The following is a 12,183-nucleotide window of genomic DNA, read 5'->3' as shown; positions in this document are numbered from 1 at the left end:
GTGCGATGCCATGCCTCAGCAGGGACGGTCGGCGGTCAGCCCGCAGGTCCAGCCCTGCCACCACGTATCGTTGGCATCGCGCACGCCACCGATGTAGTTCACCTGCTGGAAGAAGCTGCTCACCCCGTTCAGGCCCTGGAACGCCGGTACTGCCGATTCATTGGCGCCATTGACGAAGGTGTTCTGCAAGGTGGACACGCCGTTGGCGACATTGTTGGTGCCGGCTGCGAACTGGCTGGCCGCACGCGCGTCGCTGCCGAAGGCCGTCGGGCAGGCGAAGAACACCGAGTTGAAGGTGCCGAGCGTGTCGGTATCGGCCAGGTTGAAGCACACCAGGCCATCGCCGGTGCCGCCGGCTGGGCGCGTGACCACCGAGTTGTAGAACGCGGCCTGGGTGCCCTGGTTGAGCATGATCGCCGCACCGGCGCGCGCGTTGCCCACGTAGGTGAAGTTGGCCACTTTCGGGCGCGAATACGGCTGGCGGCGCAGGCTGCTCCACTCGTTCATGCGGTCGCCGCCACCGGCGCGCTGCACCACGATGCCGAACTGCAGTGCACCGCTCCAGCCAGCATCGGTATCCAGCGAATCGTCGTCGGCACCGGTGATGACCAGGTGGCTGCCGTTGACTGTCCCGCCGAACCATTCGATGCCGTCGTCGGAGCTGTTGTGGATCTGCACATAATCCAGCTTGGTGCCGCTTCCCACGCCCGCCAGAGTGATGCCCTGCAATTCGTTGTTGGGCGAAATTTCGAAGCCCGAATACATCACGCGCAGGTAGCGCATCGACCCGCTGTTGTCGGTGGCGTTGTTGCCGCCATAGAACGCGTTGGTCCCCTCGACCTGCGCCTGACATTCCGGCGTCCCCGACACGGTGGTGCCGGGGCAGTTGTTGATCGCCGCGCGCCCCAGCACCACGATGCCGCCCCACAGGCCGATGGTATTGGCACTGACCGTGCTCTCCAGCGCCTGACGCGCGGTGAAGACGATCGGCGCAGTCGCACTGCCTTCGGCAAAGATCTGCGAACCGCGATTGACCACGATGTAGTCGCTACCGGCCGACCCGAACAGGGTCACGCCCGGCTCGATGGTCAAGACACCCTGCGTGCTGCCGGCGGCCGGTGCGGTGGCGTTGCCGCCGCGGTCGGTGCCGACATTGACGCGGCCGCTGATCGAGTAAACGGTGCCCGCGCGCGCCGGCACCACCAGGTTGCCATTGATGGTTTCCGGCAACTGGCAGGCGCGTAGCGTGTTGTTGGCGATGGTGCCGACGTTGGAAAAACCGCTCGGGCAATCGGCGGCCGGACCGCTCGGTGCGGGTGCAGGCGTTGGTGCAGGCGTGGGCGCCGGCGTCGGTGTGGGGGCCGGTGCCGGCGGGAATGCGCCTTCACCTGGCGAGGCAACACGGTCGGCTCCGCCACCACAGGCCGACAGCGCCAGTGCGGTACCAAAGGTCATGAGAAGTGTCTTGCTGCTGTTGCGAACGGCCATGCGGCTGATCTCCAGGTCAAAGGTCGGTATGAAGAGGAGTCGTCAAGAATTGGTGGCGTTCCGCGCACTGCAGTGGCGAGCACGTTCAAGATCCCCGTCACTTTTATAGAGGGCATCTGTTTCATTTGTCTTACCACGACACAATTGACATACCAATGCCACATGCCGACATGCACTGTAGAGCGATGACACACACCGATATCCCGACCCCGCTGGCCGACTGGATCGTGGCGCAAGCCGTGGCCGGCCATCCGCCCGAGCAAGCGCTACAGCCGCTACTGGATCAGGGCTGGAACGAACAGGACGCCATCGATGCGGTCGAGGCACTGGTCCGTGCCCACATCCGGCAACACGCGCAAGCGAACGGCTTGCCGATGCCGGTGCGCGTGCCCGCGTTGCAACAAGACGCCGATGCCTCGCTGCTTGCGTTGGGCGACCGCGATGTGCGCGTGTTGGTCAGCCTGTTGCTGCCGCGCGTGGTGGTACTCGGCGGTTTTCTTTCAGACGAGGAATGCGATGCATTGGTCGCCTTGGCCCAGCCGCATCTGGCGCGCTCGCGCACCGTGGACAATGCAAACGGAGAACACGTGGTGCATGCCGCGCGCACCAGCGACAGCATGTGCCTGCGCCTTGGCCAGGATGCGCTGTGCCAACGTATCGAAGCGCGCATCGCGCGCCTGCTCGACTGGCCAGTCGATCACGGCGAAGGGTTGCAAGTGCTGCGCTACGCCACCGGTGCGCAATACCGGCCGCATTACGATTACTTCGATCCGGACGCAGCCTGCACCCCGGTGTTGGTGCAGGCCGGCGGGCAACGCGTCGCCTCGCTGGTGATGTACCTCAACACGCCAGAACGCGGCGGTGCGACGCGTTTTCCTGATGCGCATCTGGATGTCGCTGCGGTCAAGGGCAATGCAGTGTTTTTCAGCTACGACCGCCCGCACCCGATGACACGCAGCCTGCACGCCGGTGCGCCGGTATTGGCCGGCGACAAGTGGGTAGCCACCAAGTGGCTGCGCGAGCGCGCAGTGCGCATGCCCGGATAAGCACCGCAACACCGCGCCGGCGGGATCGACCCCGTCCGCCGCCAACGCGGAGCGACACGGCACCTGCATCGCCTGCATGCTGTGGCTGTTGGATGCAGCGCCATTGGCTGTTGGCTGTTCCCCACACCGCGAGCGGCGCATCGCCGACACGCAAGCGGCCCATCAGGCGTTGCAACACGATCACTTGCCGATCGTCCCCAAAGGCGGCAGCAGCGCGACGCGAATTGTATTTGTCAGAATATGTTATAACATGTCATTACTGACACGATTCCATTGGCCCGCAGGTATTGCCCGCTTCATGAAGATCCATCCCCTCGTGGCGACTGTCGCCGCTCTGCTGTTTGCTGCCGACGCATGCGCGCAGTCCTCCGATTCGGCGCTGACGCTCGGCAAGGTCGACGTCCACCAGCATCACGAAGGCCAGCTCAGTGCGCATCAGGTGCTGACGTCGGTGGATGTCCTGGGCGCCGACCAGATCGAGGACAAGAACGTGTCCTACAGCTGGGAATTGCTGGGGCAGATGCCAGGCATGCAATTGACCGAAACCCGTCAGGGCGCCGAATCGGGCAAGGTCAGCTTCCGCGCCTTCAACGGCGAGGGCTATCTCAATGCCATCAAGACCCTGATCGACGGCATTCCCAGCAACGTCAACAGCGGCAACCAGCGCTTCATCGACATGCTGTTTCCGCTGGAAATCAGCTACATCGAGGTGGTGCGTGGCACCAACGATCCGCGCTATGGGCTGCACAACATCGGCGGCAACATCAACTTCGGCACCCGCCAGGGCGGCAGTTACACCGATGCCCGCGTGGCCTACGGCAGTTACGCCAGCCGCGATGCGCAGATCGCGATAGGGCGCGAACGCGACGGATTCGCGCAGAACTACTTCATCGGCGCACAGGCGTCGGATGGCTATCGTGCGCACGATCGCTCCAGCAAGCATGTGCTGGGCGGCAAATGGTTCTACGGCAGTCTCGACGACGGCATGCGCATCGGCCTGACGGCACGTGCGTACCGCACCCAGGCCGACGAGCCGGGCTTCATGACCGCAGCAGAGTTGCAGGCGGACCGTCGCAGCTCGGACCGCCGCAACCGCAACGATGGCGACGACCGCGACATGCAGCAGCTCGGCGTGCATCTGGACCTGAAACTGACCGACACCCTGTTCCTGGGCAGCAAGCTTTACTACAACCGCTACGAGGACGACCGCCGGGTGACCTTCAGCGACCTGCCCACCGGCAATGCCCCGCGCCAGCGTCGGCGCTGGAACGAAACGCAGGTGGGCATGCTCAACACCCTGACCTGGCGCGCCAACGACCTGCTGACCTTGGAAGGCGGCATCAACTACGAACATCAGGACAATGCGTACCGGCGCGAACGCTTCAACTATGCCGAGCCCACCGACTTTGCCGCAGTGCCAGCGCGCATCCAGAACGACGACCGCTATACCTTCGACAATTGGGGCGCCTACGTACAGGCCATCTATCAGCCGGTCGAGGCCCTGAAGCTGGTGCCGGCCTATCGCGTGGACCGCTTCGACGGCGACACACAGCTACCGGGTGCGGTGCGCGCACCGCTGCAGCGTTACGGCAGTATCGGGCAGCCCAAACTCAGCGTGATGTACGCCCTGACGCCCAGCACCAACGTGTACGCCAACTGGGGCCGTACCTTCCAGGTGTTGACCGGCTCCACCGCCCCGGCCTATCTCACCCCAGGGCAAGCCGGCATCCGCCCTTCCACCAACACCGGCGTCGAGCTGGGTATGAAATTCAGCCCATTTGCAGGTAGCCAGGCGCGTATCGCCGTCTGGCAACAGGATGCGGAAAACGAGGTGTCGAACATGCCGGCCACCGGCACCACCGTCACCTTGGGCAAGACGCGTCGCCGCGGCGTGGATGCGCAGATCAGCGCACAACTGGGCGATCGCTGGACGCTCTGGGCATCGCATGCCTACCAGGAAGCCAAGATCACGCGCGACGACCGTGCCGCCGCGCTTTCGCTGCAAGGCAACGAAGTCATCGCCACGCCCCGCTACATCAGCAACATCGGCGTGGACTACCGCGCGACCGAGGCGCTGCAACTGGGCCTGCAGGGACGCGCCCAGGGCGACTACTACCTCGAAGAGCGCAACGTGGCGGGCAAGTACGGCGGCTTTGCAACGCTCGACCTCACCGCGCGCTATACGATCAACCCGAACTGGAGCGTGGACGTGCAGGTCCGCAATGCCACCGGTCGCGAGTATGCCTACGTGTGGTACGACAGCTTCTTCTGGGCACAGGCACAGCCCATGTTCTCGCCAGCGGCCGGACGGCAGCTGTATCTCGGGCTGAGAATGAAGCTGTAACGGCCGCGGCAGCGGTGGCGAGGTGCGAACCACGGGTCCGCGATGCAGCGTAGCGGCTGCACAAGCCGTCATCGCCAAGCCGGCACCTGGCGCCCCGCCGCGGCTTCGGCACGCTGCTTGGCGCAAGCGGTCCTGGCGTACGATGCTTCAGATCGCTGCGGAAATACGCTGCCAGGTTGATCAGGATCGCGTCGCCGCCTGGCTCCGTTTACGGCAGCAGGCAGGCGCCTGGCCTGCCGAGGCATCGTTCCGTCACCGTCGCCGCTGTCCAAACAGGCGCCGATCGATCCGCAACATCACACATCGCAACGGCGTCCATGCCAGACAGAGACCGGCGAGAATGCCTAATGTATCGGCCAATGCATCGTACGGGTCGGCGCTGCGATTGGTGGTCAGCGCGCCTTGCGCGATTTCGATGCCGATGCCCAGCAACACCAATCCGAACGCAGCCAACGCCAGCGCGCGCCGAGTCGCAAACAACTGCACCGCTCCCCAGCACAACAACGCGAACGTGATGAAGTGCTCGGCCTTGTCGCTGTTGGACGGCAACTCCGGAAACTCCGGCGGCGGCCCCAGGCACACGGCAATGACCACGACGATTGCGGCGATCCACACGCCCACCCACAACCGCGGCCGGTGAAACGGCCGGAGTGCCGAACTCACAACCGCCATGTGAGATCGCCGGACAGGAATGCCGGGGCAAAATCGACATCGCGCGAGAAGCCCATCACCTGGAAGCGCTCGCCCATCTCGCTGGGCAGGGTCAGCCGCTTGATCTGTTCGCGCAGACGCATGCGCCCCACTTCATCGGTGCGCGTATCGGCCTGCGCCAACAATGCGTCCAGCCCATTGCCGAGCAGGAAGCTTGCTTGCGTGCAATACCCGGCCAACTCGAAACCTGCGCCGGTGCCTGCCTCGGCCAACGCGGTGAAGTCCACCGATGCGGTCAGATCCTGCAGGCCCGGCCAACGGTAGAGATCTTCGTGCATGCGATGCCGGTAAAACGCACGCAACGTGCCGTCCTCGCGCTGCGCACGATAGAACTCGCCGCGCGGGTAACCGTAGTCGACGAACAACATCGCGCCACGCTTCAAACCGCCGGCTACCGCCTGGATCCAGTACGGCAACTGCGGCAGCAACTCGGAGCGATAGCCATCGGCGAACGGCTGCTCCAGATAACGCTCCAGGTGACGCACGGCCGCGCTCAGCAACGCATCGGCCGGTTGCTCGCCGCGCGCGAAGTGCTGCTGGGCATCCAGCACCACGGTTTCTTCATACACCTGCCCATCGCGCAGTGCGAAACGCGGCGTGGGCAAGGCGTCGATGACTTCGTTGGCAAACAGCACGCCATCCCAATCGTCCGGGAACGGCGCATCCAGCCATTCCACCAGATCGAACACCGGCGGAATCAGACTGCGCCCCAACCGCTCGCGTTGACGTTCGCGCAGGTCCGCGCTGGGCTCCAGGATCGCGTAGCGCTCGGGCAACGCGTCCAGTTCCAGCAGCCGCTTGAGCGTGACTTCGGCAAACGCGCCGCTGCCGCCGCCCACTTCCAGCACCCGCGCCTGCGGCCCGAGCTGTTGCAATACCGGCGCCAACGCGCCGGAGACGGTGGCCGCAAACAACGGCCCCAATTCCGGGGCGGTGACGAAATCGCCGGCCTCGCCGAACTTGCTGGCGCCGGCGCTGTAATAGCCCAGGCCAGGCGCATACAGCGCCAGCTCCATGAAGCGCGAGAACGGGATCGCACCGCCGGCGGCCTGGATTTCGGCGCGCACATGCGCAGCCAGCCGGTCGCTGTGGGCCAGCGCGTCCGGATCGGGTGTGGGAAGGTCGGCGTGCATGCGGGCACCGGTTGCGGGGACAATGCACAGGATAGCCGAGCCCTCCGCAACGCCGAGCGAGTACGCCATGACAGACAGTTCCAAGGTGGTGTTGATCACCGGTGCAGCCCGCCGCATCGGCGCGCAGATCGCCACCACGCTGCACGCTGCCGGCTACCGCGTTGCACTGCACGCACACCGTTCCGCCGAGGTGCTGGACGCACGCGTGGCCGAGCTGTGCGTCCAGCGTGCCGGCAGCGCACAGGCCTTGCACGCCGATCTGCGGTTGCCCGACGCACCTGCGCAGTTGGTGGCCGACTGCGTCGCCGCGTTTGGTCGCCTGGATGGGGTGGTCAACAACGCCTCGGCGTTCTACTCCACCGCCATTGGCGAGGCCACTGCAGCGCAATGGGACGAGTTGTTTGCGGTCAATGCACGCGCGCCGTTCTTCATCGCGCAAGCGGCCGCCGCACAGTTGCGCCAGCGCCGCGGGGCCATCGTCAACCTCACCGATCTGCACGCGCAGGCGCCGATGCGCAACCACCCGCTGTACGGCGCCTCCAAGAGCGCGCTGGAAATGCTGACCCGTTCGCTGGCGCTGGAACTGGCGCCGCACGTGCGTGTCAACGCAGTCGCGCCTGGCGCCATCCTGTGGCCGGAAGAAGGCAAGTCCGCCGATGCCAAGCAGGCGTTGCTCGCGCGTACGCCGCTGGCGCGCATCGGCACGCCGGAGGAAATTGCCGAAGCGGTGCGCTGGTTGCTGGACGAGGCCAGCTTCGTCACCGGCCATACCCTGCACGTCGATGGCGGCCGCCAGCTCAGTTGAACGACGCTTACGGGGCCTGCGCACTTTCGCTGCGCAGGGACGCCCCCCGTGTCATGCACGTGCGCCCGGTTGCCACCTCGCCGAATGCGGCATTGCCGGACGGTTGCACACGTCCTTGCGCTACGTGCGCGCGTGCTCGGCCGCGCTCAACCGCGCTGCCAGAACAGCACTATTGCGTGACGCTCAACTGCGGCGCAGCCGCATCCAGCTCCACCGTGGCAAACGCGCTGCCGTACTGCGGGTGCGCCTGCCACAGGGCTGCCAACGTCTGCCCGCTCAGCGGGTCGACGAAGTCCGGCGCGATGTCGGCCAGCGGTTTGAGCACGAATGCGTGCTTGAGCTCGGGCCGCGGGATGCGCAGATGCCCGGGGCCTTCGACGATACGGTCGCCGAAGAACACCACGTCCAGATCCAGGGTGCGGTCGCTGAAACGCGGGCCGCTGCGATCGCGCCCATGCGCATCTTCCAGTGCATGCAGCCAGTGATCCAGCGCGTCCAGCTCCAGATCGGTCTGCAAGACTACCGCGTTGTTGACGAAGTCCGGCCCTTCGAAGCCCACCGCAGGCGTGCGGTACGCGGGTGACACGACGATCTGGCCAAAGCGCGCGCGCAGGGCGGCGACAGCCAGGCGCAGGTAGTGGGTCGGCTGGACGTTGCTGCCGAGGCTGAGAAGCACGGTGGTCATACGTTATTCGCGCATGCGGCCGGCACGGACGTCAACTGTTGCAATCGCGTTGCACCCATCGACGCATGCGCCGGGTGCGCGCAAAGGTGGTGTCAGGCCACTTCCAGCGCATGCGAAACGGCGCGGAACACCCGGCGCATTTCCAGCGGTTTGCGCAGCACATGCACCGGCAGATCCGACGGGAAATGCGCACGCTGCAACGGCGCACCGACATCTTCCAGCACGATCGCCGGGCCCTGGTACCCCAGCTCCTGCATGCTCAGCAGCACGCTCACGGCCGAGAGCAGGATGATGTCGCTGTCGATGATCACCAGGTCCGGCATCGCGTGCTGCTGCACCAGCTGCAGCGCCGCGGCGCCATCGCTGGCCAGCTGCGGCTGATAGCCCTGGCTGGAGAGCGCATTGCCCAGCAGCGATAGGCGCGTTGCCTCGCCATCCACCAGCAAAATGCGCTGCCCATGGCCAAGCGGAAGCGGCAGTTCGGCTTCGGTCACCGCCGCCGACACCGCACGCATCGGCACGATCATGTCAAAGCGCGTCCCTTCGCCCAGCCGGCTATCGACCACGATGCTGCCACCATAGCTTTCGATGATGCGCTTGCACGAAATCAGTCCCAACCCGGTGCCATCGGCCTTGGTGGTGAAGAAAGGACTGAACAGGCGCGCGCGGGTTTCATCGCTCATGCCCACACCGGTGTCGGCCACGCTCATGCGCACGCGCGAGGCATCGTAGCGATCGGCTGCCAGGATCAGTCTGCCGCCCTCCGGCATCGCCTGGATCGCGTTCAAGCCGAGGTTGAGCAGGCATTGCTGCAATTCGGTGTAGTTGGCCTCGATGGTCAGATCCGCAGCGATGGTGTCCATCTGCAGGCGTACTCCGTCGGGCAGGCTGCTCTTGAGCAGCATCTGCACGGCCTGGAACAGGTTGGCGATGGACACCTGCTCGCGTGGCTTGTTGGAACCGCGCACGAACGACAGCATCGACTCGGCCATCTCATGCCCGCGCCGGCCGCATTCGGCCACCACGTTGGCCAGCTGACGCAGCTGCGGGTCGTCGGTGCGCCCGGCCAGCAGGTCCGGCACGATCAACAACGGTTGCAGGATATTGCGCAGGTCGTGGCTCAGACCGGCCGCCAGCATCGCCAGGCTTTCCAGGCGCTGCGCGCGCATCAGTTCGCTTTCCACGCGCTGGCGTTCCAGATCCGCGCGTGCTTCGCGGATCGCGCGGATCACCGCGCTCGGCAAGCGCGTCGGGTTGTGCTTGATGATGTAGTCGTTGGCACCATCCTGCAGCGCCTTGACCGCGGTCTCCTCACCCATGGTGCCGGAGACGAAGATGAAGGGCGTGGCGCCGTTCTGGCGCACCAGGCGCAGCGCCTGGTGGCCGGAAAAGCCCGGCATGCTCAGGTCCGACAGCACGATGTCCGGCTGGAAGTCATCCAGCGCGGCGCGCAGCGACGGCTCGCTGTCCACGCGCTCGAATGCCGCATCCAGTCCGGCCTCGAGCAACTGATCGGACAACAGCTCGGCGTCTTCCGGTGAATCTTCCACCAGAAGGATCTTCAGCTGCTCCAGGTTGCCCCCCCTCATGCGGCATGGTTCAGTCCAGCTCCGGTGCCTGGTTGATGACCGCCCAGAAGGTACCGAGCGTCTTGACCGCGTTGAAGAACTGATCCACGTCCACCGGCTTGACCACATAGGCATTCACGCCCAGGTCCCAGCTGCGGGCCAGATCGCTTTCTTCGCGCGAGGACGACAGGATCACCACCGGCAGGCGCTTGAGCGTTTCGTCGCTGCGCACCTGCTTGAGCACTTCCAGCCCGTCCAGGCGCGGCATCTTGATGTCCAGCAGCAGCACGGCCGGCAGGCCTTCCTCGCGGTCGGCGAACATGCCACGGCGCAACAGGTAGTCCATGGCTTCCACGCCGTCTTCGACGTGCACGATGGGATTGGCAAGGCGGGCTTCGCGCAAGGCGTCGACCGCCATCTCCGCATCGGCCGGGCTGTCTTCTGCCAGAAGAATGGTACGGATGGCGGTCATGCAATGAACTCTTGGTTGGGCGCTTCAAGCGCAGGAGGTAACACGAAATAAAACGTGGCGCCCTCGTCGACGACGCCTTCGGCCCACACCCGGCCGCCGTGACGCGTCAACACGCGCCGCACGCTGGCCAGGCCGATGCCGGTACCAGCGTATTCGCTGGCCTTGTGCAAACGTTGGAACACACCGAACAATTTTCCGCTGTATTCCATATCGAAACCGGCGCCGTTGTCGCGCACGCTGAACTGGTGGCCGCCGTCGGACATCGGCGTATAGCTGACCTCGATTTTGGCCACCTCGCGCTTGGCGCTGTACTTGACCGCATTGCCGAGCAGGTTCATCCACAGCTGGCGCATCATGTTTTCGTCGGCAACCAGTACCGGCAGCGGCGCGATATGCCATTCCACCCGGTGGCCGGTGTTCTCGCTCTGCACGTTGGAATCCAGGATCGCACGCGTTTCGGCCACCAGCGATTGCATGTCCACCGCCTGCAGGCGCAGCGCACCGCGGCCCAGGCGCGAATACACCAGCAGATCGTCGATCAGCGAGGCCATGCGCCGCGCCGAGCTGCTGATCACCTCCATGTAATGGCGCGACTTCTCGTCGGCCGCATCGCCCAGATGGCGCGCCAGCTTGTCGGAGAACCCGGCCACGTGCCGCAGCGGTGCGCGCAGATCGTGCGAGACCGAGTAGCTGAAGGCTTCCAGCTCGCGATTGACTTCCGAGACCTGCTCCACCTTGCCTTCCATCTGCCGGTTGAGCTCCTGGATACGCAACTGCGCGGCCTTCTGCAGGCTGATGTCGCTCACCGTCATCAGCACCACGTCTTCGTCTGTGCTGTCGGGCAGCGGCATGCGGCGTGCATTGATCAACATGGTGCGCAGCACGCCGTCGGCGGCGCGCTGCTCGTGTTCGAAATCCCACAACTCGCGTCCACGCAACAACACGTCCGCCAGCCGTTGATGGATCTGCGCATCGCGCCAGACGCCATCGCCCACCTCTTCCAGCGGCATCAATTCGTTGCCGCGCTCTTCCAGGCCATACAGGTCGGCGAAGGCCGGGTTATGCAGCACGATGCGCTGGCTGGCATCCAGCAGCACGATCGGCTCGCGCACGGTTTGCAGCACCGAGCTGGCGCGCCCGTTGGCGCGCAGGTATTCCTGCTCGGCCGCCAGCCGGCGGCGGATCTGCCGCTGCAGCAGCCAGGTCACCGTGCCCAGCAACAGCAACTGCACCGCCAGCGCCGCCCAGCTCAGCACCGCGTAATGCATGCGCTCGGTTGCGGCGCGCGCATTGCGCAGCGCCAGCAACCGGCCTTCGGCGCTCTGCAGGTCGTCGATCAGCACACGGATCGGGTTGTTCAGGGTCATGTCGTTGATCAGCGCGCGTATCTGCTCCGGCGCAGTGGTCACCGCAATGCGCTCGGCCAACAGCAGACGCCGTTCGATGGTGCTCTGGATGCGCCCCATGCGTACTTGCTGGGCGGGGTTGTCCTTGGTCAGTTCGATCAGTCGCTGCACGGCGGCCAGCGATTCGCGCCGGCCGCGGCGCATACGCTCGTTCAGCGCCTCGCGCTCCACGCCATGCGAGCGCATCAGCGCCGCCGATTCGGTATCGCGCATCGCCGCCTCCAGGCGCTGCGCGGTCTCCTGCACTTCCTGGCTATGCGACACCCAGGACGCGGCCTGGTTGGCGTTGCGGGCCATCTGCTGCAGCAACAAGGAGGGCACCACCACAATCAGGAACACGGCGGCCGCCAACAGAGGCAGGCGCCAGCGATCCCACTTGTCTGCTTGGACCGTTGTTTGCATTGCTGGACCGAATTGCACTCGCTGCAGGGCCAAGGGCTGACCGGCATTGTCTCCGATCACGCAGCTTGCCAGATTAATGATTCAGAGAAATCAGGTCAGTCTGTGACATAGCTGAATGGGCAT

At 65.2% G+C, this 12,183-nt stretch carries 10 protein-coding genes; 3 read left to right on the top strand and 7 right to left on the bottom strand.

The features are described from left to right. Nucleotides 1-15 precede the first annotated feature (15 nt). Nucleotides 16-1,488: a beta-helix domain-containing protein gene (locus tag ACCQ15_RS03595; RefSeq protein ID WP_011346363.1), complete on the bottom strand. Its 1,473-nt coding sequence runs from the start codon at nt 1,486-1,488 to the stop codon at nt 16-18. Between the two features lie 185 nt (nt 1,489-1,673). On the opposite strand from ACCQ15_RS03595, the gene ACCQ15_RS03590 reads away from it, so the two are divergent. After that, nucleotides 1,674-2,534 carry a 2OG-Fe(II) oxygenase gene (locus tag ACCQ15_RS03590; protein WP_280295080.1) on the top strand — a complete coding sequence of 287 codons (861 nt, stop codon included), beginning with the start codon at nt 1,674-1,676 and terminating at the stop codon, nt 2,532-2,534. A 298-nt stretch (nt 2,535-2,832) separates the two neighbouring features. Further along, nucleotides 2,833-4,878, top strand: coding sequence for a TonB-dependent receptor (locus ACCQ15_RS03585; protein WP_372174073.1), 2,046 nt, complete (start codon nt 2,833-2,835; stop codon nt 4,876-4,878). 252 nt (nt 4,879-5,130) lie between these two features. Here the strand turns inward: ACCQ15_RS03585 and ACCQ15_RS03580 are convergent, their stop codons facing one another. Together ACCQ15_RS03580 and ACCQ15_RS03575 are read right to left on the bottom strand one after the other, a co-directional pair. Beyond that, nucleotides 5,131-5,550: a VanZ family protein gene (locus ACCQ15_RS03580; RefSeq protein ID WP_008572126.1), complete on the bottom strand. Its 420-nt coding sequence runs from the start codon at nt 5,548-5,550 to the stop codon at nt 5,131-5,133. Continuing rightward, entirely contained in the window at nt 5,538-6,791 is a 1,254-nt protein-coding gene (locus tag ACCQ15_RS03575; RefSeq protein WP_029818631.1) for a class I SAM-dependent methyltransferase, read from the bottom strand. Before ACCQ15_RS03575 ends, ACCQ15_RS03580 begins: the two co-directional genes overlap by 13 nt. On the opposite strand from ACCQ15_RS03575, the gene ACCQ15_RS03570 reads away from it, so the two are divergent. Further along, nucleotides 6,790-7,527, top strand: a complete 738-nt coding sequence (locus ACCQ15_RS03570; protein ID WP_280295074.1) for a pteridine reductase — start codon at nt 6,790-6,792, stop codon at nt 7,525-7,527. The genes ACCQ15_RS03575 and ACCQ15_RS03570 overlap by 2 nt on opposite strands. Before the next feature lie 169 nt (nt 7,528-7,696). Here the strand turns inward: ACCQ15_RS03570 and folK are convergent, their stop codons facing one another. The 4 genes from folK to ACCQ15_RS03550 all read right to left on the bottom strand — a co-directional run bounded on the left by folK (nt 7,697) and on the right by ACCQ15_RS03550 (nt 12,060). Next, nucleotides 7,697-8,212: a 2-amino-4-hydroxy-6-hydroxymethyldihydropteridine diphosphokinase gene (gene folK / locus ACCQ15_RS03565; protein WP_011346357.1), complete on the bottom strand. Its 516-nt coding sequence runs from the start codon at nt 8,210-8,212 to the stop codon at nt 7,697-7,699. A gap of 92 nt (nt 8,213-8,304) precedes the next feature. Beyond that, nucleotides 8,305-9,801 carry an ATP-binding response regulator gene (locus ACCQ15_RS03560; RefSeq protein WP_372381227.1) on the bottom strand — a complete coding sequence of 499 codons (1,497 nt, stop codon included), beginning with the start codon at nt 9,799-9,801 and terminating at the stop codon, nt 8,305-8,307. 10 nt (nt 9,802-9,811) lie between these two features. Beyond that, nucleotides 9,812-10,252: a response regulator gene (locus tag ACCQ15_RS03555; RefSeq protein WP_003482689.1), complete on the bottom strand. Its 441-nt coding sequence runs from the start codon at nt 10,250-10,252 to the stop codon at nt 9,812-9,814. Next, nucleotides 10,249-12,060 carry a sensor histidine kinase gene (locus ACCQ15_RS03550; protein WP_008572116.1) on the bottom strand — a complete coding sequence of 604 codons (1,812 nt, stop codon included), beginning with the start codon at nt 12,058-12,060 and terminating at the stop codon, nt 10,249-10,251. The genes ACCQ15_RS03555 and ACCQ15_RS03550 overlap by 4 nt, the downstream gene beginning before the upstream one ends. Between the last annotated feature and the right edge of the window lie 123 nt (nt 12,061-12,183).

This window comes from Xanthomonas sp. NCPPB 1754, from assembly GCF_041475725.2.
Taxonomy (GTDB): domain Bacteria; phylum Pseudomonadota; class Gammaproteobacteria; order Xanthomonadales; family Xanthomonadaceae; genus Xanthomonas; species Xanthomonas euvesicatoria.
This window is presented reverse-complemented; position numbering and strand designations above follow the sequence as displayed.

What these genes read in the sequence shown, in the direction of transcription:
- ACCQ15_RS03595 (WP_011346363.1), bottom strand. Translation starts at nt 1,488, where the DNA reads ATGGCCGTTCGCAACAGCAGCAAGACACTTCTCATGACCTTTGGTACC.
- ACCQ15_RS03590 (WP_280295080.1), top strand. Translation starts at nt 1,674, where the DNA reads ATGACACACACCGATATCCCGACCCCGCTGGCCGACTGGATCGTGGCG.
- ACCQ15_RS03585 (WP_372174073.1), top strand. Translation starts at nt 2,833, where the DNA reads ATGAAGATCCATCCCCTCGTGGCGACTGTCGCCGCTCTGCTGTTTGCT.
- ACCQ15_RS03580 (WP_008572126.1), bottom strand. Translation starts at nt 5,550, where the DNA reads ATGGCGGTTGTGAGTTCGGCACTCCGGCCGTTTCACCGGCCGCGGTTG.
- ACCQ15_RS03570 (WP_280295074.1), top strand. Translation starts at nt 6,790, where the DNA reads ATGACAGACAGTTCCAAGGTGGTGTTGATCACCGGTGCAGCCCGCCGC.
- ACCQ15_RS03575 (WP_029818631.1), bottom strand. Translation starts at nt 6,791, where the DNA reads ATGGCGTACTCGCTCGGCGTTGCGGAGGGCTCGGCTATCCTGTGCATT.
- folK (WP_011346357.1), bottom strand. Translation starts at nt 8,212, where the DNA reads ATGACCACCGTGCTTCTCAGCCTCGGCAGCAACGTCCAGCCGACCCAC.
- ACCQ15_RS03560 (WP_372381227.1), bottom strand. Translation starts at nt 9,801, where the DNA reads ATGAGGGGGGGCAACCTGGAGCAGCTGAAGATCCTTCTGGTGGAAGAT.
- ACCQ15_RS03555 (WP_003482689.1), bottom strand. Translation starts at nt 10,252, where the DNA reads ATGACCGCCATCCGTACCATTCTTCTGGCAGAAGACAGCCCGGCCGAT.
- ACCQ15_RS03550 (WP_008572116.1), bottom strand. Translation starts at nt 12,060, where the DNA reads ATGCAAACAACGGTCCAAGCAGACAAGTGGGATCGCTGGCGCCTGCCT.